This is a genomic window from Nostoc sp. MS1 (assembly GCF_019976755.1).
Taxonomy (GTDB): Bacteria; Cyanobacteriota; Cyanobacteriia; order Cyanobacteriales; family Nostocaceae; genus Trichormus.
On the sequence record NZ_AP023441.1, the window covers coordinates 1,528,018 to 1,550,958 of the forward strand.

Consider the following 22,941-nt stretch of genomic DNA (forward strand, 5'->3'; position numbering starts at 1 on the left):
GTGTGGATATTTTTAGGACACTTCAAATCTGTGCCATACCGCCATCAACAAACAACTCAATGCCGTTCACAAAGCTGCTATCATCGGAAGCGAGAAAGACAACGGCTTTGGCAATCTCATCGGGTTTGCCGACTCGTCCCAGTGGGATGGTGCTGGCTTGGCTGTCCACAAATTCTTGCAACTGCTGGTCATTCAGCCCCAAATGATCGTAACCAGGAGTCGGAACCACACCAGGGCTAATGGCATTCACGCGGATCTTGCGTTCTTTGAGGTCGAGTATCCAATTGCGAGCAAATGATCTCACGGCGGCTTTGGTGGCGCTGTAAACACTGAAAGCTGGTGTACCTTTTATAGAAGTAATCGAAGCATTCAGGATAATAGAAGCGCCCTCTGGCAACAGTGGCAGTGCCTTTTGTACGGTGAATAGCAAACCTTTGACGTTGACGTTGAATGTTGTGTCAAAGTGTTCCTCAGTGATTGCTCCAAGTGGGGCAATTTGTCCACTGCCAGCATTAGCAAAGATGATATCAAGGTGTTCTTGCTCTTGCTTAATGGTGGCAAACAGGCGATCAAGGTCTGCCAGATTAGAAACATCACTTTGTACAGCCGTAACATTTTTACCAATGGCTTCTACAGCAGCATCCAGTTCAGCTTGGCGACGACCCGTAATGTAGACATAGGCACCTTCAGCAACAAACTGTTTGGCTGTGGCAAGACCGAGACCACTATTGCCACCCGTGACAAGGGCGATTTTCCCTTCCAGTTTTCTCATGATGCTAATCCTTTGATTGTTGGGTTTAAAGCGGTCAGTTACTAATGGAGAGTGGAGTCAGGAGGAAGAATAGTCAAACAATTTTAGATTTTGGATTGACGATTTTGGATTGACTGCACCCACAAGGGGATGCAGCTTGGAGATTTTGGATTGACGAAGCAGCGCGATTTGTTCTGCCACGCCACTTCTCTCAAGTCGGGAAACCCGCCCACGAGAGTGGCTCCACCAGGGGCAGGGCTTGAACCAAAAATAATCCAAAATCCAAAATTTAAAATCTAAAATCTAAAATTAGTACGGTCAAGTCCGTATTGGAGAGCTAGAGCGATCATTTTTTGTATCTTAACAAGCGTACCATTCCTTACATCTTTTTTGATTGATCTGCTTAATGAGGCTGCTTGAAACTTGAAATTAGGTCGGTCACTTGACGTTGAGCCTCTGCGCTCAGTGAGTCAAAGTCGTCTAAGAAGAATTGACGTTCTAGCGTTAACTTCCGGGTATTGAGCAACCCTTCGATCTGCCAACCTTCGTCGCCTTTCGTTACGACGTATAGCGGCAGCGAATCTCGTGACGGTGAAGCTTCAGTTTGTCCAGGCAATATTACCCTGATAACTACGAGCATGAGCGCGAGTTGCGAGTTCACAAAGCGAATAAAATCCACCTCACCCTCCAGGCGTGTTCCTTTGACAACTGTGTCGAACGCTTGTTGATGAAATGCCGCGATTTCTTTTCGGCCCTTGAGATGCGTACCCTCGAACGTGATGAAATCGGCAGTTTCGCTGAACGGAGCAGCGAAGCCTTCGCCGCTACCTCGATTCCAAGCATCAATCATCTGGCGATGGAAAGCACTGATTGCCGACTCGTCAGCAGTAGTGGTGGTTTGAGCTGTTTGTGGATTCATAGTTTTGAGTTTTCCTTTTAAGTAATAGACCAGTTTTCAAGCGGCATTGAGGGTGTTTACTGTTACTGCCAGGTCAAGCGAGCAGGAGCAACGATTCATTCCAGAGCCGATCGGCATTGTCTGGGTTCAGGGCGTAGGGGGCAACTCCGCTCATATAGCCGTTCCCGTTGGTGACGAGAGTGGCTTCATTGCAGTCCTCGAAATAGCGTCCGCCAACGCCCTTGAGTAGCGCAGAGGTTGCCAACAGAACGGAAGTTGCCGCACCCTGCGCTATTGTCTTCTGCCTCTCAGGTGGGGTTCTAAGACCGCCGGTATGACGCTGGAGGTTGGTGGCGATCGCTCCTGGCATCAGGGCATTAGCGGTAATACCATCTTTGAACCAGCGTGCAGTAGCACCCACAGCAAAGAGGATGCTTGCGGTCTTGGACTGTCCATACGCTAACCACGGATCATAAGGACGGAACATGAAGTGAATATCATCGAACACAATGGGCGACATCAGGTGTCCGCTAGAACTAACCACCACGATACGGGCAGCACCCTCGGCAGCGAGAGCGTCGTGTAGTCCGAGCGCTAGGGCAAAGTGTCCGAGATAGTTTGTGGCAAATTGCATCTCCCAGCCTTCGGGTGTGCGCTGTTCAGGCAGTGCCATTACCCCTGCATTATTAACGAGGATGTGCAGTGGCTCACGCCAGGCAGCAATGAACTTGGCAATTGAGTTGCGATCGCTTAAATCAAGCGGAGCAACATGAATATTCCGGTTCCCAGTAGTAGCCATAATGTCAGCCGCTACTTGCGCTCCAGCATCGGTATTACGCACAGCTAGTGTGACGATCGCTCCAGTTTGAGCCAGTGTCCGCGCCGTTTCTACGCCGATGCCCGATGCGGCTCCCGTAACGATCGCCCGCTTGCCAGAAAGATCAATTCCTTCTACGACCTCGGCGGCGGTGGAATGTCGTCCGAATGGTGTTGTAATCAGTGCCATTGTGTATTCCTTCACAGAGGTCGAGTGTTCTATTTGCCATCGCCCGTTTCTAAATAGGTGAATACGCCGGATTTTGGACGTTAGATTTGCTGAGAACCGTTCGTGCTGTGCGACCTGCTTTAATTAAATCTGCTGCCTTCTCACCAATCATGATGGTCGGTGCGTTCGTATTTCCCGTAGTGATCGTGGGCATGATGGAGGCATCAACAACTCGCAATCCCTCAACCCCATGTACCCGCAACTCAGGATCTACCACTGCCATTGAGTCAATGCCCATTTTGCAAGTGCCAACTGGATGCCATACAGTGCTGCAAGTATCCCGAATGTAAGCTTCGAGTGCTGCATCACTTTGAACCTCAGCACCCGGAGCAATTTCTTTGCCACGAAACTGATCAAAGGCACTGGTTTGAAACAATTGACGCATTAACTTAATTCCCTCGACCAGCTTCTGCACATCGGCTTGACTTTGTAGATAATTCATCCGAATGGTTGGTGGATCGTTGAGATTAGATGAACGCAAACTGACACTGCCAATATTTTGCAGATGGGTCAAAGCGACTGCACCCGTAAATCCAAATGCCTCTGGAGCATAGCCAGGGGGTAAGAGCTGAATGGAACCGAAGAGAAACTGTAAATCGGGTGCAACCGATGAATTCCACTTGCTATGCAAAAATAATCCAGCTTCCCCGATACCACTGGTGCTGGCAAAGTGTAAATCCTGAGTTGCTTGGTATACTACAGAAGAGAAAATGTGGTCTTGCAGGTTTTGCCCAACACCTGGCAGATCGACGACAACAGGAATCCCTAATGTTTGTAAGTGTGCTGCATCCCCAATGCCGGAAAGCATTAGCAGCTTGGGCGAATCGAACGCCCCCGCACTTAAAATCACTTCCCGCTCAACCCTGACTTGGTGCAGCATTCCCTCATGCAGATATTCCACCCCAACAGTGCGGGTTCCCTCAAACAACAATCGAGTGACTAATGCCCCAGTCGTTATGGTCAAATTGTGACGCTGGAGAATGGGCATAAGGAACGCAGCAGCAGCACTGTGCCGTTTACCCTCCTTGATAGTTTGCTGATAGAGTCCGGCTCCTTCCTGCTGCGTACCGTTGAAATCAGGATTGTAGTCAAATCCCATTGCCACAGATGCCTCTACAAATCGTTGAGAAGTTACAGTAGGCGCAATGAGGTCGGTAACGCTCAACTCCCCATCAACTCCGTGAAATTCTGATGCGCCTCGTTGCTGATGTTCCGATTTCTTGAAATAGGGCAAGACCCCCTGGTAATTCCAACCAGGATTTCCTAATTCCTGCCAGTGGTCATAATCGTGATGATTGCCCCGGACATACATCATGAAATTAATCGAACTACTGCCCCCCAAGACTTTGCCACGGGAACAAAACATTTTGCGATTATTCAAGAAGGGTTCTGGTTCAGAGAAATAGCTCCAGTCCACCTCTGAGCCTAGTAGATTGACGCACTCTGCTGGGATGAAAATCTCTGGTTTTGTATCTGGATTGCCTGCTTCGAGGAGTAACACAGTTGTCTCATTGTCTTCGGTTAGACGATTGGCAACCACACAACCTGCTGACCCTGCACCAATTACAATGTAGTCATAATTAGTCATAAAGTTCTCTTCCTCTGTTATCTACAATGGATAAATGGAGTCAAGAATGAACTGATTTAAAGAGCGCTGAAATACTGTTAGTTATTTGATTTACAACACCCGATCTGCTGAATTTAACTGCATATCAATGCTGTATCAAATGTTCTGCCAGAAACCAAACTTGCATCTCATTGGTTCGCAGGACTTAGCTCACAAACAAATCATTAAAATTGGGATTACTTCACAGCCGTGCTTGCTGCTTCAATCACCTTGGCAACCTCTTTTGGATGAGAGATAAAAGGAACATGACTAGAGTTAACTTCGGTTGTCTTGGCACGAATCCGTTTCGCCATAAATCGTTGAAGTTCAGGGTTGATGGCGCGATCGCTTTGAGTCACGAGAAACCAGGAAGGAATCGTTTTCCAGGCGATTTCATTCACTGATTGCTCAAACGCTGCGCTGGCGATCGGCTTTTGGGTTGCTGCCATCACTCGCGCCTCAGCCTTCGATACGTCTTGGGCAAAAAATTCGTGAAACTTCCCGCGATCTATATAGAGAAAGTTTTCAGCATCAGATACAATCGCCGTACTAATCGGAGGTGCTGCGTACTTTTTATTCAAATCACTTGTCTTTTCACCGACATCTGGTGCGAAAGCATTAACATAAACTAGAGCTTTCACCTGTGGATTGCCAGCTGCCGCACCTGTAATCACATTTCCACCATAGGAATGTCCGACCACAACAACGGAACCTTTTTGATTATTAATCACCCGCTTCGTCGTTGCTACATCATCAGCAAGCGATGTGAGCGGAATCTGCACAGCCGTCACCCTGTAGCCATCTTGCTCTAACAATGGAATTACATGTTGCCATGATGTACCGTCAGCATAAGCCCCATGAACGAGAACGATCGCAGGTTTAGAGTTGGACGCTTGAGGCGATTCCTTGGAGGTGGCTGGTGTTGGATGGATTGATATTCCAATGACAACACTTAATGCAAATAACCATAGCAACAATTTTTGAACTTTTTTCCATGTAAAAACCATCATGGCGATCGCCTCTGTATTCTTGCTAAATTGCTGAAATCTCTGGTTCTTGTCGTCTGTATAGAAGTTATGAAATACTCCCAACTGAAATACTTGTTGGGATAAGAATCAAAAACCTTAATCATTGGCCACAACAATGGCTGCCATTATCTGCTCAACAGTCCAGCGATCAAGATAGCGAACTCCATTAATAAACAAAGCTGGTGCGGCCTCCACTCCACTTCGCAGTCCACCTTCGATATCCGCATTAATGCGATCGACATACGTTCCTCTGGATAAATCTTGCAAAAATTGAGAAATATCAAGTCCTAAACGATTGGCATACTCTACTAGATAGCCATTCTCTAACTCTTGTTGATGAATGAACAATATCTCATGGATTTGCCAAAACTGCCCTTGAGCCGATGCGGCTTCCGCAGCTTGGGCTGCCCGTTGAGCATGTGGATGAATCTGTATCTGAGGAAAATGACGGAAGATAAAACCTAAATTGTTTTCTCCAAATGAAACCTTCAATTGCTGCTTGGCAACTTTAATCAATCGATAGACGTTGGCACTTTGAAAACATTCATAATCTCCATACATGACGAAGACTACAGCAGCATTCAGTACACCTTGAATATGATCTTGGGTTGAAGGCGGAACGAATAAAGAACGATTATCATGGTCGTAAGTCATGTTTTGGTTTGTATTAAGCAAACTTAAGCCTTACAACCCAACTGCGCTAACGTTGCTATGGATTCAATATAGACAATTGACCCTCTCTTGTCGTCCACTGTGGGTTGGCATTTTTGTACCATCGAGTGATGGATGAAGCCCTCCAGCTCGCAGTGGAAGGTTGTCTCCAACTAAAGTTGGAATTTGGATACTAACTTGAATACACCTTATAAATTGACAATCCCACGCTTAACAGCAGTAATCACGGCTTGCGTGCGATCGCTCACTCCCAGTTTGCTCAAAATGCGATTCACATGCGATTTGACGGTACTTTCACCAATAATCAAAGCAGTCCCAATTTGCTGATTACCCATTCCTTGGGCCATCAAACGCAGCACTTCCAACTCTCGTTCACTCAGTTCTGGATTGCTAATTCGCTGCAATAATTTTGCGCCCACTTCTGGCGGAATGTATTTTTGACCATTATAAATGGCGCGAATCGCATTCAAAAGCTCGCCAAGTTTAGAATCTTTGAGCAGATAGCCTTGAGCGCCCGCCTGTAAACCGCGATAGATATCTTCATCACCATCGTAGGTTGTGAGTACCGCGATCCGAGCCTGCTTAAATTCAGCACAAATCGCCATAATGGCTTCAACACCTCCCATTTTGGGCATTCGTAAATCCATTAGTGTGACATCAGGTTGGTATTCTCGAAACGTGGCGATCGCCTGCTGCCCATCTTCAGCTTGAGCGATCACTGTCATTTCTGGATCGCGGTTAATGATGGTTGCTAGACCCTTTCTGACTATGGCATGGTCGTCAACAATCAGCACCCGAATCGTAGTGGATTGGCTCATTGTAATTCTCACTCAAGGGTTGATAGTGACAATAATTTCTGTTCCTTGACCAGGTTGGCTTTGAATTGTTAGTTGTGCGTTAATGCGCTCTGCTCGTTCGCTCATTCCTAATAAGCCAAACCCACCACTTAAAGGAATGCTACCTACGCCAAAGCCCCCGCCATCGTCTTTAACTCGTAAGATACACTGTGTCTCGCTGTACACTAACTCAACCCGAATTTCGCTGGCAGAAGCGTATTTAATCGCATTGGTTAATGCTTCCTGCCCAATTCTGAGTAAGTTATTCTCCACTTCGGTTGGTAAGGAATAGGCTGTACCCTGAGTTTCGCAAATCAGAGCGGTGTCGGTCGTCGATCGCATTTGAGCCACAATACGATGCAAGGCACTCTCTAAATTACCTTCTTCTAGTAGCCGCGGCCGGAGTGCTGATACAGATCGTCTTGCCCCAGCTAGCCCAGCGCGTGCTAGTTCCTCAATCATGTCTAGATGTACTTGGGTTGCTTCTGGGTCGTCCGCCAACACTTGTGTTGCTGCTCTAACCTGAAGTAAAATACCAGTGAAAGATTGAGCTAGTGTATCATGAATTTCTCGCGCCATTCGGTTGCGTTCTTCCAGAATAGATGCTTGCTCGGCTCGTGTGCGTTCGCGCAGTGCAGCGTTTCGCTGTTCGGTAATGTCAAGAATCACACCCAACATCTGCACAGGCTGTCCAGCTTCGTTATAAATTCCTCGACCTCGACCTACCAACCAATGAATACTGCCATCTGGATGAATGACTCGATATTCAACTTCACAATCAGTGTGGGTTGCCAGAGATGTTGAAACAGCTTGCTCAACCCGATGAATGTCTTCTGGATGAACGCGATCTCGCCATGCTTGAGTTTTATTCTCAACTTTACCCGGTACTAACCCCAGCAATCGAGCGTGGTTATCGTTCCACTCTGTTGTATTCTCAATGATATTCCAGTTCCAACTACCGATGTGCGTGAAGTCCATTGTCAACCTGTGTTGCTCTTCACTTTGTCGCAAGGCATTCTCCACTCGTTGGCGCTCTTCAATCTCCTGCCAAAGGAGCAAAGTACGCTCAGTAATTTGCTGTTCTAACGTTTGGTTGTAGTCGGCGAGAAGTTTCTGGGCTTGTTTGCGCTCAGTGATATCTTGAAAGGCTACAATCGCATAAGCTACCTTGCCCTGTTCGTCAAAGATTGGCGTTCCCCATACCTCAATGGGAATGGTAGTGCTATTTTGACGAATTTCCATGTCATCAACGGTGGTGCGTTCGCCGCTCAATGCCCGGATAGCTGGCAGTTTTTCAGTGGGATAGATTCGATCCGTTCCCGTCACATAAAACTGATAAGCCTCTGAGATTTGCTCCGGCGGCACAGCAGGATCGATCCCTTTACCCATGAGTTGAATGCCCCGTTGATTGGCGTAATAAGGGCGACCCTCTGCATTGACGATGCCAATGCCTACCGGAACTGCTTCTAGAAATTGAGTCATCCTGCTTTCGCTTGCTCGAAGCTTTGCATAGAGTTTGGCATTTTCAATTGCGATCGCTGCTTGGGTAGAAAGTAGGCTGAGAATTTGCGATCGCTCCAGTGTAAATGCCCCAGTTGCCATCTGATTTTCTAGATACAATAAACCGATGAGTTTGCTTTGATTGAGCAGTGGTAAACACAAGACTGATTGAATCTGGTGGTGTTGAATATAGGGATCATTGATAAAATTACCTTCACGAGTAGCATCATTGAGAATAACCGACTCATGAGTCCGAATCACATAATGAATAATCGATTCAGGTAAACGATTGGCGATCAAAATCGATTGCAGTACTTGGGTTGTACAGGTCTGTGCGCCCTCAACCAGTTCACAGGTCGCTTCGATCGTCCATTCTCCTGCGTTTTCTAAAAGCAGACATCCGGTTTGCGCTCCAGCATTTTCAATGAGGATCTGCATTAAGTTGTGCAGCAGTTGTTCCAGTTCAATCTCACTGGAAATCGCTTGGGCTGCTTTCATTATTGTTGCTAAATCGAGAGCAACATGAGAGGTATTAGAGGTAGTTCCAGCCGTAGTGTGGATTGGTAGGGTCACACTTGTTGATTGAGGAAAAAACTGAGGATAATCAGCCTCTAAATTCCTGACCTTTGCGGTTGCGCCCCACCGTTCATAGCAGTAGTGAGCTTCCTTCATATATATCTGGGCAAATTTTTCCAAACCTCGCGCCAGATAATGTTTAGCAGCTAATTCGTAAGCTAACGCTTCTTCCTGAAGATATCCGTTTTCTCTGGCTCCTTGAATCGCTTGTTCATAAAACCCTTCTGCCTCAAGCAACTGACCTAAAACTCGGGCTTTTTCTGCCTCGACTAAATGATATTTATGCAGAAAATTCATCGGCGCATAATGCGCCCATTTGTGCATTTTTTCCTGGTTGCTGCTCACGTTCAGCAAAAATACTTTTTTTTCTGAATCAGGAACAGATGAATAAATTGCTAGTCGCACCAAAGAATCATAAAAGCAGAACAGTGGCATCGTTACTTGCCCTGGCGCACCTTTAAGATATCCCTCAGCCGCATTTGCACTTTCTAACGCTTGAGTAAACTGGCCAAATAGATAGCAGAGGATCAGCTTGTTGATATAGAAATATTGAAATCCCAGAGAATCATTATTTGCTAAATAGCGGTTCAATCCCTGTTGCTCATCGTAAGCAACGCCTTGTAAACAGCAGGGATTATTAACCTGCCCTTGTAAGTTAAGCACTGCCTGCCAAAAGATTTGATGGTAATTTAAGCAAGTTTCCTGCTTCAATTGGGCGATCGCATGGCTGTAATTCTCCATCTCCTGTTCTAATTGAGTCAGTTCTAATCCACTGAAATATAAATACTCACATTTTTGGTAAGCCGCTAAACCTGCAAATCCGAAATCTCCGGTTTCTACTCCGCTAGAGTAACTTTCCTGCAATAGAGATACAATCTCCCTAAAATGAGACTTGCCAAAGCTGATGCCTTCCGCAACAATTAGAAAGGTTTTGCTTTTAAGTTCTTTCGCATTCAGTCGTTTCACAAGGTTGAGGGCGAGTTGACCAAACTGATGAGCTTTCTCTACATCCTGAGTTGCTGCGGTGATCACGACTCCATAACAAGAATAGGCAACCGCAGAAGTGGGTGCATTGCCATATTGAATCGATAACTTGACTTGCTCGCACGCCATCAGCCAAAACAGTGCAGGTGCAGCTTGAAAGGCAGGAGAAGCGATATTTGAAATAATCCGCATAGCTGCCAATCTACTGGCATCTGTCATTAAAGGTAAATGCACTAAATCTGGAATATTCCTTCCTTGCAGAACTTTTGCTGTTTCTTTTAGTGCTTGTTGAATCTGCAATTCTGTGGGCGATTCTGGCAGGTTCAGCCCTAGTTTTGCCAACACTTGCAACCCGACTTTAATCGCGTCTAACTTGTGAGTTTGTGCTACATGGGTTTTGATTGTGACCTCATGAACTTTCACTTGATCTAAAATGGTTCTGGCTGCTTGCAGAACAATAGCAACCCATTGCTCCATCGCCTGAAAGTCACCTGAGAGATAGGCAGTTTCTGCTGCTTCTTCATGGAGAATCAAACTGAGGTCATACTGCTGTTGCCAGCTATCGGTTGCAAGTAACTCGATGCCTGCGATCGCATACTTCAAAGCTGCACTATAGGCAGTAGCCGCTTTGGCTTTTTGGGCTGCCATTAAGTTGAGTCTGGCAATGCTGTTTCGTTCCTGCCCAAAGACGAGAGCGATCGCTAAATTGAGATGATCGACAATTGCAAACAGCCGCTCTGATAACTCCTCTGGTAACGTTTTTTCCAGCAGATTGCGACCGATTTGCAGATGAACCACCTGTTTGTGCGATTCATCGATTAGGGCATAAGCAGCTTGTTGGACGCGATCGTGCAAGAACTTATACTCTTGAATTAATAAGTTTTCATCTAATTCAGATAGTGGTTGAATTAAGCCAAGTTGTATGGCTGCTAGTAAATCTTGAAAAACCGTTTCAGGTGCTTGATCGCAAACGATCGCTAACGTATCTAAATTAAATTCAGCACCGATACAAGCTGCTAACTGGAGAATTTGCTGTGTGTTTTCTGGTAATTTATTTAACTGGATTAGTAGCAACTCCACAACATTATCGGTAATATCCTGGGCTTGAATATCAGCTATGTTCCATTGCCAGCATAAGTGTTCAGCATCAAATGTCAGCAGATTTTCGCTGTACAGCATTCTCAAAAATTCATTGACAAAGAACGGATTGCCCTGGGTTTTACGTAAAACTAACTCAGCTAAGGGACGAACGATGTCTGCATTCCGATGCAGCGTCTCGGCAATTAACTGATTCAACGGCTCAAGCGTTAAAGGTGTTAGGGTAATTTCCTGAAGTACTACCCCTTGTTTTCGCAGTCTCTCTAGCATTAACGCTAATGGATGCGTTGGCTTGACTTCATTATCTCGATAAGCTCCAATCAAAAATAATGATTGGGCTTGCTCATCCAGCAGCATCAACTCAATTAAATTCAGCGTCGCTGAGTCTATCCATTGCAAATCATCTAAGAATATCACTAGGGGATGTTTTTTTGAGCAAAATATCCGCAAAAATTGCCCAAAAATCCGATGAAAGCGATTTTGAGCTTCTGTTGCACCAACTTCTGGTACAGGCGGCTGCTTGCCGATAATTAATTCAACTTCCGGGATGATATCAATGATGATTTGTCCGTTGTTTCCCAAAGCTGTAAGTAACAGCGATCGCCACTGTTGCACTTGTTCGTCTGGTTCACTGAGCAATTGCTGCACCAATTTTTGCAGAGCATCTGCGATCGCACTGTAGGGAATATTGCGCTGAAATTGATCGAATTTACCCCAGATAAAATAGCCACGCTTTTGAGTGATTGGTTTATAAATTTCTTGCACTAACGCTGATTTGCCAATGCCAGCATAGCCAGATACCAACATCATTTCAACTTGGAATTTTGGGTTGTCGGTTTGTTGGGTTTGTAAAGTTGTTTCTGAATGATTTGGTAAAGCAGCAACGGGATTATCTTCTGGACACGCTACGCGAGCAAACGCCGCCAGTAACATTGCAACTTCCTGATCCCGTCCATAAAGTTTTTGGGGAATTTGAAAGCGATCGCAAATGTCTTGAAGTGCCAGTTGAATACTAGAGATTTGACCAGTTTGTTCTAATTGTTCAGCACAGATTTCTAAATCTGCTTTGATGCCCCAGGCACTTTGATAGCGTTCTTCGGCGTTTTTCGCCATCAGTTTGAGAATGATATCTGAAACTGGTTTGGGAATCGTCGTATTTATTTCATGAGGCGCAATTGGATGTTTGGCAATATGACAATGGACTAGCTCCAGCACGTCTTTGGTGGGAAATGGTAGTTGTCCGGTGAGCAGTTCGTAAAATGTCACGCCCAACGAATAGAAATCAGTCCGGTAATCGAGCAAACGGTTCATCCGCCCTGTTTGCTCTGGAGACAGGTAGGCGAGGGTTCCTTCTAAAACATGAGGGTTTTTGAAAGTCGGATTCGTGCGATTAAATTGGGTGGCAATTCCAAAGTCAATAATTTTGATAACGCCAGTATCGAGATTGAGGACTATGTTTCCAGGGTTGATATCTTTATGAATGACATTGGCTGCATGGATTCTGCCTAGAATGTTGGTGAGGGCGATCGCAAAACCTAGAAAAGTCGATAAAGGCATCGGGCAGAAAATATCTGGATGCTTGTGTATGAATTGCTCTAAGGACTCTGCCCCAAAATCTTCTAATATAATTACCAGAGTACGTTGATAGTCTTGCTGGCTATATGCCTTCACCACTCCTTCCAGTGTGAGGGAACGGATAATTTTATATTCTTGTCTGTAACGGGTTAGTTCTTGAGGTGAGGGATAATCTTGCTTGAGTATTTTTGCCACGATCCCTACTCCATCGTTTCTGATGCCTCGATAAACTAGAGAATTAGAACTTTCGTATATCTTGTCTTGAATGGCAATACCAGCTAGAGCAATCATAGAGCAACTCTTGAGAGGATGATCTGGCATAACTCAAACTATACACCAATTACTTGGCTATAACCCCAGAAGTGCGATCGCTATCCTACTGAGATACCATATCAAAGCTGTTTCTAACTCCTGTAGTGCTTTGTGATCGTGTGGCTTGAGTTCAGTTACCGCCAGTCCTTTGGTATGGTTTGCTAGGTAATTTGTTTCCACAGCGTTTACAAAAATCCGCATCTTGATCATGAAATTGCAAACCACAACTTAAGCAAACTGTTTCTACCTGATTTGTGGTTTTTACTAAACGCCTAATTAAATCGCCAACTTGCCAAGGAATTAACCCTACACCAGTCAAAATCATCAACACAGTTAATAATCTACCTACTTCGGAAATAGGTGTTACATCACCAAATCCGACAGTTGTCATGGTGACTACTGAGAAATAAAAGGCATCTAAAAAAGTTTTATAAGCTTGTGTGTTTACAGGATGTTCTACTTGGTAAATTAACCCAGAATAAACGAAGATGATAGTAAATAAAGTAAACAGTATACGAATGAAAATTATTCCATCTTCCGAACTGATACTGCCGAAGAAAAATCTACTATCGATGAATCTGATTAGTCGTAATATTCTAAACCAACGTAATATCCGAATAAAACTAATATCTACCCAACCTATGAAAAATGGCAAAATCGCCATTAAGTCAATAATTGAATAAACGTTAAATATATATTGCAGTTTATTTTCAGCACTCCATAAACGGAGGGCATATTCTACCGCAAAAATTACTAATATAATTTTATCTATTACATCTAACTGCCAACGAATAGAATCAGGTATGTTGTATGTTTGAGCTACAAAAATACCTGATGATAATAAAACCAAGGCAGCGATTATTAGATTAATCGCTTTGCCTAACGGGGTTTCTAGGTCTGTTAAGTAAAATTCAGTTTTCTTTCTACTTAGTAACATATTTAGAGATAACTGGTTAAATATGGTATTTTTACTGTTTAGGTTGCTGAATTATCTAGTTAATATGAATCAAGAATATTTTATGAGCCTAGCATTAGCAGAGGCAAAAAAAGGAGATTCTCCATATGGTGCAGTAATTGTCAAAGATAATCAAGTCGTGGCGATCGCACACAATACTGTTGGTAGGGATAGTGATCCTTCTGCTCATGCAGAAATTAATGTTATTCGTCGTTTAACTAGTAAACTACAAAGCTTTTCTTTAAAAGGTTATACCATATACACTACTGGCGAACCTTGCCCCATGTGTGCAGCAGCTTGTGTGTGGAGTGGAATAGCCGAGATTGTCTATGGTGCTTCAATTGAAGATTTAATTGCAGCGAATCAAGCACAGATTGAAATATCTTGTGAAGAAATAATTGCTAAGTCTTTCCGAAATATCAAAGTGACTAAGGGTATTCTTAAACAGGAATGTTTGAGTTTATTTCAGAAACCTAATAATCCTTAAATTATCAAGGTGGCAAATGTCAAAAATCATAGGTTTAGATGGAATAACGGTAGAGGAATTAAATAAAGAATTAGCTAATGGTGCTAAGTTTGTTGTTTTCCCTTATTGTTTTTCTGTATTGATTTTAACATTTAGACGCAGTTCAGAAATTCATTTAATTAAAGCTAGACAAGGAACTTTCAAAAAGAGCTTAAAGTTTATTTTGATTTCCTTCTTTTTAGGATGGTGGGGAATACCTTGGGGAATTATTTACACAATTCAATCGATTTTTGTTAATTTCCAAGGTGGTAGAGATGTGACTGATCAAGTCATGTCTGCACTCAGGCAAACGTAATTACTCAGATTCATTGAAATAATCTAAATAGGTATTGGCAATAATAGCGGCTTGAGTGCGATCGCGCAAACTCAGCCGATTTAATATATTAGTCACGTGATTTTTGACTGTACCTTCAGAAATATATAGTTGTTGAGCAATTTCGCGGTTACTAGCACCTGTAGCAATTAGTTTTAAAACTTCTTTTTCTCTGGGGGTAAGTTCCGTTAAATTAGGCGGCGCAGGGGGTGTGTGGTTGGGTGTCGCCTGAAACTGGGTTAAGAGTTTTTTGACTATCCCCGGCCCTAGTTGAGTATAGCCCCTATGAACTGCGCGAATTGCCACGGCTAATTCTTCTGAGGGTGTATCTTTGAGTAAATAACCCATCGCCCCATGTTGTAAAGCAGTTTTGACATATTCATCATCATCAAAAGTTGTCAAAACTAAGACTTTAACTCTGGGAAAATTTTGTTGAATTAATTGTGTAGCTGCAACTCCATCCATAATTGGCATTCTGATATCCATCAAGACTACATCTGGATGAAATTGAGCGGTTAAATCAAGGGCGATTTTACCATTTTCTGCTTCGCCAATAATTTCTATATCTGGCTCTAGCTCTAATAATGCTTTTAATCCTTGACGGATGAGATTTTGATCATCTACCAACAAAACTTTAATCATGTCAATCTACTTGAAGGAATATCAACGGTAATTTGACAACCACCACCAATGCTACTATTGATTGCAAATTTACCTCCTAATGCTAAAGTGCGATCGCGCATACTCTGTAAGCCAAAACCTGTGGTATTTTGTTGGATATCAAACCCTCTTCCATTATCTTGAATTATCAACAACAAGCTACCTCTACTTAAAGAAATTTCTATATTAACTCTTGTAGCTCTGGCGTGTTTAGATACATTTGTTAACGATTCCTGGATAATTCGATAGATAGCTGTATTTACTTCCATCGATAATTGATTATTAACATTCAGCACACAAGTTAATACAATTCCGGTATGGTGTTGAAACTCTTGTGCCAGATTATCAATTGCTTCATCTAAAGTTTTTTCTTGCAAAGGATGAGAACGCATAGTAGAAACGGAATTGCGTACATCTTGCAAAGCCTTAGAGCCAAGTTCTTTTGCCTTAGTTAAAAAACTTTGTGCTTTATCGGGATTAGATGGCGCTAATTTTAACGCAGTTTCTAATTGTAAATTCAATGCAGTGAGAGAATGTCCTAATGAGTCGTGAATTTCTCGCGCAATGCGATTCCGTTCTTCTAAAGTTGCTTGATTTTCAATTCTTAGAGCATATTGACGCAATTTTTCATTCGCCACTGCCAATTCTTCTCGGCTTTGTCTTTCAGATAATAAGCTATTCATTAATAGTAAGACGAAAATTAAACTTAGACCGAATATTAATATCAGGCTCAAAGTGAAAAAACGAAACCGCTCTTGTGCTTGTATCGGTAAATTAGCGCGAGGTAATCTATTGATTAAGGTGGATAAAAATAAACTAAAAGAGAAAAAAGTAACAGCTAAACGCCCAGGCAAAGGAAAAATTAAACAACTACGAGTTACTAAAATAATGTAGAGGAAGGGGAACATTCTTGCTGCTCTACCTTCAAATAACCCAGTAATAAAAATCAAAAAGATTTCACAGGCTGTATAAATGACTTTATTTATTTTATTATGTGTAGGCAATCGCAAACCCATTAAGCCAAAAATTATTAGGCTCAATATCGTCAGTTCAGGAAATCTACTAGAAAATTTTGGTGAAGGATAGGGCAAGACAGATGTAACAATAGATATTGCTAGTAATACCCATTCTAAGTAGAGTAAAAAGGGGAAAGGATGATTGTTTAATTTAATGGCTCGACTCATATTTAATATTTAAAGATAGAATAATTTGTCAGTTGTCAGTGCTTGTTAGTTAGTTGTTTTTATAAAAGTTTAATACCTCATCCCCTAGTCACACAATTTTGGATTTTAGATTTTAAATTTTAGATTGAACCTCCGAATTTTAGATAGAAAGAGATTGAGCAAGGGTTATTAACCAATCAATCCCAATCCAAAATCGGCAATCCAAAATCTAAAATTCAGTGAGTGGCCAAAAAATATTTACCACTGACAACCGACCAAGCCTAGTTTTCTATGTTTACTTTAATTAGTAGAGAATCACCAGTTACTTGAATCAGGATGAAACCATGACTTTAGTCATGATTTTATTCATGACTTTCTCCTCATGTGGATAGTTGATCAAAATTCCTAAGATGATTACATTCCACAGGAAAACGAACCAAGGTAATCAATGCAACTCAAGCCGTTATCTCTGCTAGCTGGAGCGATCGCTCTTACTTTAACTACAACTCCCTTCGTTGTTCATGCACAAGCAAATTCTTCTGCTGCGCCAGTAATTGCACAAGGTGCGCGGAAAGGGCCTTGGGAAAGTTTGGGACTAACCGACGACCAGAAGGCCAAAATAAAACAAATTATGGATAACAGCCGCACTCAAATCGAATCAGTTTTTACCCCAGAACAAAAGGCTAAGTTAGAAGCAGCGCGTCAAGCGCGTCAGGCACAGCGTCAACAAGGCCAGCGTCCCCAAGCTGGTAAGCGCGGTAATGTTCTTGCTGACTTGAATTTGACTCAAGACCAAAAAAATAGAATCAAATCAATTCGTCAATCGTCAAAACAACAGATTGAGGCTGTTTTAACTACTGAACAGCGAGCAAAACTACAAGAACTAAAGGCTAGCCGTCGTCAGCGTTGGCAGCAAAGACAGAATAATCAAACTCCACCTCAAAATCAATAATCCAAGCTGTAATGATTTGGCAACCAGATTTGCTTTGACTTTTACTTTGGCTGACTTTAGCGATGGCGTTCCGCCCAGCGTAGCTGATCGCTCACAGTTAACAAGCTTCTTGCAGAAGATTGGAAAGGGGATTAGTTCCTCCCCTTACCTTTACTTACTTTCTCACACAACAGCATATTGAACGCCTGAAAATCCCGGTATCTTGGAGATACTGGGATTTTCGTTTCTTACTAATCTTTATGTCTGAAGAATTTATTGTCGGTAGTAAAGTCCGTGTTGTGGCATTACCGCCTTATATCAAAACAGCAGACCCTATGCCCATGTTACGCCCTCCTGATGTAATTCAATTAGGAGAGGAAGGGACTGTGCTTGATCGCCGTCCTGGCGGGTATTGGGGTGTACGCTTTGCTAGAGGTGCATTCCTCATCGATAGCCAATATATCGAAAGCGTAGATCAACCCCCAAAAAATAGTGATGCACACACATAACATCTCTTGTAGTTAAGAATGTAAACTTGTGTAAAGTTACTATTCTTACTTACATGATGATTTCCCGCCGCCATTTTTTACAAATCTTGCTTGTCAGCTGTTTTGCTGTCATCAGTTGGTTGAATTTTGCCCCTACAGCTTATGCACTTGGGGGCAAACTTCCTACTATCAATCAACCTGCACCAGACTTTACTCTGCCAACTAATACAGGCGATGGTAAGCTTTCTCTAGCTGATTTACGAGGTAAATGGGTAGTGCTTTATTTCTATCCCAAGGACTTTACCGCAGGTTGCACGATTGAAGCGCGTCGTTTTCAGCAAGATTTACCAAAGTATTTAGAAAAAAATGCACAAATTATCGGTGTCAGTGCTGATGATATCGATTCTCACGCTGAATTTTGTGATTCTGAGGGATTAAAATTTCCTTTGCTGGCTGATACTACTGGTGCAGTTAGTAAGGCTTACGGTTCTTGGATCGGTTTTGTATCTATGCGCCATAGTTTCCTGATCGATCCGCAAGGCATTCTCCGCGAAACTTTTGTCAAAGTAAATCCCTCTGTCCACAGTGCGGAAGTTTTAGCCAAACTGGAACAGTTGCAATCTTAGGGAAGGGAAAGATGGGGGAGATGAGGAAGTGGGGGAAGTAGGGGGAGTGGAGGAAGCAGGAAAGAATTTATATCTTCCTCATCCCCCTCATCCCCCTCATCCCTCCTTAGCACCTAAACAAACTTGCTCATAACGCTTACCTGCTATATCCCAGGTAAATTCAGCTTCTACAAGTTTTCTACCATTTTGGGATAATTGCGATCGCAGTTGGGGATTGTCGAATAGTTTACTAATAGCACTAATATATTCTGCTGGTTGATTGGCTCTTAGTGCTGTTAGCGGTGTATCAATAGCTAGTCCTTCTAAACCGCGATCGCTTCCTACTACTGGTACACCTGCCGCCAGTGCTTCTAAAGTTTTATTTTTAATGCCAAAACCTGTCCGCATAGGCACAACACAGACACTTGCTCTATGTAAATAATCTACCATAGAAGGGACACGCCCAGTAACAGTAATTCCTGGTTGATTTTGTAGTGCTAAAACTTCTGGTGTCGGACGAGAACCAACAATATCAAAAGTAGTATCAGGGTAAGATTTTTGCAGTTCTGGCAATACTTGATTAGCAAAATAGCAGACAGCATCAATATTTGCTAAATTATCCATTGCCCCGACAAAAACTATTTTATGCCCTTGTGGATCGGCTGTACGATAAGGAAAAATTACTAAATCTACACCATTAGGAATAATTGCAATATCAGTTTTTGGACAGAATTGTTGTAATTGCTTTTTATCTTCTTCTGTAGTAACTACAATTGTAGAAAACTTAGAGCAGTACTTTTGTTCATAGCGCCGCAAAAGCGGTAAGTTAATTTTATCTCTCCAGACATTATCCGAAACACCTGTTGTTAGTTGATTCAGGCAAGAACCATACACTGAACTATGAACATTAACTATAGTTTTGAGATGTTGCTGGAAATGGGGACGCACATAAATTTCATTTACGCTATGTTCACAAGTAATTACATCATATTTGTGCTCCTCTACAGCTTTGTCAATCCACTCCTGAATCTCGGTTGAGTAACGGTTAAGTACGCTTGGTGGTGTTCCTTGTTGTAAGAATTGACTAAATCGCTGGATTTTCTTAATTAATCCTACATTCGTACCAGTATCTAACGGACGGTCAAATACGACTAAATTATCTACACAATCCCTTAAGCCGGCAATTTCTGCGTCTGTAACATGGCGATCGCGTTGAGTTAGCACGGTAACGGAGTGATTCTTTTGCAGATGCTTGAGTAAATGAAATGTCCTAACTTGCGTTCCTCCCCCTGTAGGTGGGTAGGGAAAGGTGGCAGACAGCATTAATACATTCATAATTCTTTAAGTCACATGACGATAACTATACGATGACCTAATTGCAGAGCAGATGTCATCAGATTTTCCTCGGTTTTTGCCGAAAGATTTACTATAAACTCACAATAAACCCCTTGTTTTTACTGAGAAACATAGGGCAATATATATTTATCGTCAGTAATTTCGTCAGTGAACTAAAATTTAGCAAGATAAAATGAGTCAGTATTTGCACCCTTGTCAGGAATGCAGTATTTGACAAGTTACCTTCTGAAAACGCCTGAAAGTAAGCCTTAACCGAGATATCTCGGTTAAGCTACTGCTGGTTTATGTGTATTTTTTAGCATTTGAGATAAAAACTTATGGTTAAAGTTACTGTCTGTATCCCTACCTATAATCGCGCTCATCTGTTACCTTATGCAGTCAATAGCGTATTAGCTCAAACTTATACGGATTTTGAAATAATTATTTGTGATGATGGTTCTACTGATAATACTCCTCAAATTGTCAGTCAATGGCATGATCCCAGAATCCGTTATATCAGACAACCTGTAAACGGTGGTCGCAGCCGGAATATGCGTTCTGGTTTTGAGGCAGCTTGTGGAAGTTACTTCATCAAATTTGATGATGATGATGCCTTAACTCCCGAATTTTTAGAAAAAACGGTGGCTGTGTTAGATGCAGACTCTAGGGTGGATTTTGTTTGCACAAATCACTGGATTATTAATCAAAATAATGAAAGGGTTGAATCAGCAACCATTGAAAACTCTCGCAAGTGGGGTAAAGATAAACTCCAACGGGGTGTCATTCCTAATTTGATGCGAGAAACCTTTTTGCAGCAAAGTTTACAGGTAGGTTCAACCCTATTTCGTCGAGCTTGTTTACAAGAAGTTGATTACATGCGTCCACAAGCTGACGGCTGCGAGGATTTTGACTTACTAGTAAGATTAGCGATCGCAGGTAAACAAGGTTATTTTATTCCAGAGTTTCTCATGGAATATCGTTTTCATGGGGGACAAACAAGCTTGAAACAAAACCTACATTTTCTGTCAGCCAAAGTTTTTTGTATTAGCAGTTATAAATTCCCTGATGAGGAGTTAGAGAAACTCCGCTTGCGAAAATTAGCAGGTACGCAGCTAGCTTTAGGCTTAAGGCTGATTGAAAAAGGAGATGCTGTGGAGGGAAGAAGACTTTTGCAGCAATCAACTCAGGTATTAGGAAGAGAGCGCAAGCTTATGTTGGGGTTAATTTTATCTTACTTACCAATCAATCTGCGAAAATTCGCTTTAGAAGCTTTTCGCCAACTACGTCCTAAAGATTACACTGAGCAAGTGCGAGAAGCATCTGTTTAATTTTTGTTAATTCTCTAACTATTAATTACAGCAGTTTGCGAGTAAGTGAGGTATAAAAGATTAGATTTAAACTCACGTATCAAGAGTTTAAATCTACTATCTCTTTGCAGTTGCTACAACGGGTAGACAGCCGTGTGGGATGGTTCGTCTACTTGAGCGGACTGCTGTAGTATATCCTTGCAAAGCGCTACTCTCTGCCTCAAAACCTGAAGTTTTGTACTTCATGGAAAAGAAAACTGCTGTATTTATAGTAAATCACTCAAACAAAAACCTATGGATGACAAACCGTTTTTAACAATTGTTACTGCAACACGCGGTGATTTTTCTGAATATTGGTTAGAGCAGTTATTAAAAGTTAAAGGTAATGTGCAGTTTATTTTAGTTTATCCACCTGACGGAACCATTAAAAATATAGATGATTCTAGAGTCAGGAGTTTAAAAAGTCCATATAAAGGTGAAGTGATTCAAAGATTTACAGGATTGCTCAACGCCGAGAGTGATTATGTTCTAGCATTAGATGATGATGATTTTGCTCATCCTGATCTTGTAGATTTCACACAAAAGTATTTCCAACTATTTCCAGAAAGCTGGGTTTTAAGACTAAAAATACAAAATATACCTTATACTGATGAAGCTAGAATTAAACAAGAATGGGAACCAAATCCTGAGCCTGAAAAATTAGAAATATGTAAGAAAACACCTGAAAATCCTTTTCCTTTTCAAAAAGGTAATTATAAAGGTTTGTTAGAAGTTCCCATTGCCCCTTTAGATAAATCAATAGATATTAGACATATATTATTCCCTTGGCATCAAAGAAAAGATCAAAACGGCATTCATTTTGAAAACTTTAATAATAGAATCTGGCAAACTGCGCTAGTTAAGCCAGCATTGTATGAATTATCAAACACCATGAGAATTGCAGGTGCATTAACTTGGCTACCCGCATGGAGTCTAGATAGATTACTAGGTTTATTTGTGCAAGCAAAGTTTTATGAAAAAGATAAAATAATCGGTCATGCTCCACCAAAGCCAGAACAAATTAGATATGTAGTTATGGATGGTAGTTTAAAAGAGCCTAGACAGATTTTATTAGCAGACTTACTATTAGTTAAACGTTATCCCCAATATGGATATTTATGGAATCTGATATTTTGGCAGATTTACACTGTACCAAAGGTATTGGCTAAGTTGGTTAAATTCAAGTTAATCAAAGGGAAACAAACAACTGTTAGCCAAACTTGAATTTATTTGATTTGTGGCAAAGTAGGCGTAGGTTGGTTAATTGAGGCGTTTTGCAGTCTGTTAATAGCAAATATTGTACCAAGAGTCAAAGCTATAGATACGACTGCGATCGCTAATTGTATTTTCTATTCTCAATTGCTTGTGTATTTCCTTCTCAGCCTGGGCTGTTGTCCCTAATCGGTGATAATTATATTAAGATAGATTTAATTTATTTATATTATTTAATCATAAATATTTTGTGAGAGTCATAGTTATTAATCATAGAAAATAATATATTTAATCTATTACTTAGCTGTAAAAGGTATTAATAGTGGAATTTCAGAAAGAGTCTTGCTGTATAGTGAGAAATGTATGTGCTTGAAAAGAAGTGTTTAAGTTCATAATTTGCTTTTTTTAGCAAAAAACTGCGAGATTTATTTAGTGTGGCAGATTTGATCCCTCACTCTATTATAGCCATTGAAAAAAATCAGAGATACTATATAAAAATGTGTGTCATTTATTGCCATTTGAGTTA

General features: G+C 41.9%; 20 protein-coding genes. 8 read left to right on the top strand and 12 right to left on the bottom strand.

Annotated elements, in window-relative coordinates; all coding sequences use genetic code 11:
- Positions 1-22 precede the first annotated feature (22 nt).
- A complete protein-coding gene (locus NSMS1_RS06690) occupies positions 23-772 on the bottom strand; it encodes an SDR family oxidoreductase (RefSeq protein WP_224092067.1) in 750 nt (249 codons plus the stop codon).
- 129 nt (positions 773-901) lie between these two features.
- On the opposite strand from NSMS1_RS06690, the gene NSMS1_RS06695 reads away from it, so the two are divergent.
- Positions 902-1,051: a hypothetical protein gene (locus NSMS1_RS06695; protein WP_224092069.1), complete on the top strand. Its 150-nt coding sequence runs from the start codon at positions 902-904 to the stop codon at positions 1,049-1,051.
- A 103-nt stretch (positions 1,052-1,154) separates the two neighbouring features.
- On the opposite strand, the gene NSMS1_RS06700 is transcribed toward NSMS1_RS06695, so the two are convergent.
- The 8 genes from NSMS1_RS06700 to NSMS1_RS06735 form a co-directional block, all read right to left on the bottom strand.
- Complete coding sequence (locus tag NSMS1_RS06700) at positions 1,155-1,670, bottom strand: SgcJ/EcaC family oxidoreductase (protein WP_224092071.1); 516 nt, start codon at positions 1,668-1,670, stop codon at positions 1,155-1,157.
- A gap of 73 nt (positions 1,671-1,743) precedes the next feature.
- Complete coding sequence (locus NSMS1_RS06705; protein WP_224092073.1) at positions 1,744-2,655, bottom strand: SDR family NAD(P)-dependent oxidoreductase; 912 nt, start codon at positions 2,653-2,655, stop codon at positions 1,744-1,746.
- 49 nt (positions 2,656-2,704) lie between these two features.
- A complete protein-coding gene (locus NSMS1_RS06710) occupies positions 2,705-4,282 on the bottom strand; it encodes a GMC family oxidoreductase (protein WP_224092075.1) in 1,578 nt (525 codons plus the stop codon).
- A gap of 215 nt (positions 4,283-4,497) precedes the next feature.
- Positions 4,498-5,391: an alpha/beta fold hydrolase gene (locus NSMS1_RS06715; RefSeq protein ID WP_224092076.1), complete on the bottom strand. Its 894-nt coding sequence runs from the start codon at positions 5,389-5,391 to the stop codon at positions 4,498-4,500.
- A gap of 33 nt (positions 5,392-5,424) precedes the next feature.
- Entirely contained in the window at positions 5,425-5,982 is a 558-nt protein-coding gene (locus NSMS1_RS06720) for a DsbA family protein (protein WP_224092077.1), read from the bottom strand.
- A 206-nt stretch (positions 5,983-6,188) separates the two neighbouring features.
- A complete protein-coding gene (locus NSMS1_RS06725; protein ID WP_224092078.1) occupies positions 6,189-6,818 on the bottom strand; it encodes a response regulator in 630 nt (209 codons plus the stop codon).
- 12 nt (positions 6,819-6,830) lie between these two features.
- Positions 6,831-12,890, bottom strand: coding sequence for an AAA family ATPase (locus tag NSMS1_RS06730; protein ID WP_317986584.1), 6,060 nt, complete (start codon positions 12,888-12,890; stop codon positions 6,831-6,833).
- Between the two features lie 121 nt (positions 12,891-13,011).
- Positions 13,012-13,818, bottom strand: a complete 807-nt coding sequence (locus tag NSMS1_RS06735; RefSeq protein WP_224092079.1) for an ion transporter — start codon at positions 13,816-13,818, stop codon at positions 13,012-13,014.
- A 64-nt stretch (positions 13,819-13,882) separates the two neighbouring features.
- Here NSMS1_RS06735 and NSMS1_RS06740 point away from each other — a divergent pair, with 64 nt between their 5' ends.
- Together NSMS1_RS06740 and NSMS1_RS06745 are read left to right on the top strand one after the other, a co-directional pair.
- Positions 13,883-14,323 carry a nucleoside deaminase gene (locus NSMS1_RS06740; protein WP_224092080.1) on the top strand — a complete coding sequence of 147 codons (441 nt, stop codon included), beginning with the start codon at positions 13,883-13,885 and terminating at the stop codon, positions 14,321-14,323.
- Between the two features lie 16 nt (positions 14,324-14,339).
- Positions 14,340-14,657, top strand: a complete 318-nt coding sequence (locus NSMS1_RS06745; protein WP_224092081.1) for a hypothetical protein — start codon at positions 14,340-14,342, stop codon at positions 14,655-14,657.
- Here the strand turns inward: NSMS1_RS06745 and NSMS1_RS06750 are convergent, their stop codons facing one another.
- Positions 14,658-15,317 carry a response regulator gene (locus NSMS1_RS06750; protein ID WP_224092082.1) on the bottom strand — a complete coding sequence of 220 codons (660 nt, stop codon included), beginning with the start codon at positions 15,315-15,317 and terminating at the stop codon, positions 14,658-14,660.
- The gene (locus tag NSMS1_RS06755) at positions 15,314-16,519 is read right to left on the bottom strand and encodes a sensor histidine kinase (protein WP_224092083.1); all 1,206 of its coding nucleotides are present in this window, start codon (positions 16,517-16,519) and stop codon (positions 15,314-15,316) included. The genes NSMS1_RS06750 and NSMS1_RS06755 overlap by 4 nt, the downstream gene beginning before the upstream one ends.
- Before the next feature lie 427 nt (positions 16,520-16,946).
- On the opposite strand from NSMS1_RS06755, the gene NSMS1_RS06760 reads away from it, so the two are divergent.
- The 3 genes from NSMS1_RS06760 (at position 16,947) to NSMS1_RS06770 (ending at position 18,543) form a co-directional block, all read left to right on the top strand.
- A complete protein-coding gene (locus NSMS1_RS06760) occupies positions 16,947-17,450 on the top strand; it encodes a Spy/CpxP family protein refolding chaperone (protein ID WP_224092084.1) in 504 nt (167 codons plus the stop codon).
- 239 nt (positions 17,451-17,689) lie between these two features.
- The gene (gene sipA / locus NSMS1_RS06765; protein ID WP_224092086.1) at positions 17,690-17,938 is read left to right on the top strand and encodes a regulatory protein SipA; all 249 of its coding nucleotides are present in this window, start codon (positions 17,690-17,692) and stop codon (positions 17,936-17,938) included.
- A 56-nt stretch (positions 17,939-17,994) separates the two neighbouring features.
- Positions 17,995-18,543, top strand: coding sequence for a peroxiredoxin (locus NSMS1_RS06770; RefSeq protein WP_224095145.1), 549 nt, complete (start codon positions 17,995-17,997; stop codon positions 18,541-18,543).
- 96 nt (positions 18,544-18,639) lie between these two features.
- On the opposite strand, the gene NSMS1_RS06775 is transcribed toward NSMS1_RS06770, so the two are convergent.
- Positions 18,640-19,857 carry a glycosyltransferase family 4 protein gene (locus tag NSMS1_RS06775; protein WP_224092088.1) on the bottom strand — a complete coding sequence of 406 codons (1,218 nt, stop codon included), beginning with the start codon at positions 19,855-19,857 and terminating at the stop codon, positions 18,640-18,642.
- A 338-nt stretch (positions 19,858-20,195) separates the two neighbouring features.
- Here NSMS1_RS06775 and NSMS1_RS06780 point away from each other — a divergent pair, with 338 nt between their 5' ends.
- Together NSMS1_RS06780 and NSMS1_RS06785 are read left to right on the top strand one after the other, a co-directional pair.
- A complete protein-coding gene (locus NSMS1_RS06780) occupies positions 20,196-21,185 on the top strand; it encodes a glycosyltransferase family 2 protein (protein WP_224092090.1) in 990 nt (329 codons plus the stop codon).
- Between the two features lie 273 nt (positions 21,186-21,458).
- Positions 21,459-22,427, top strand: a complete 969-nt coding sequence (locus tag NSMS1_RS06785; protein ID WP_224092091.1) for a glycosyltransferase family A protein — start codon at positions 21,459-21,461, stop codon at positions 22,425-22,427.
- The last annotated feature ends 514 nt before the right edge of the window (positions 22,428-22,941 follow it).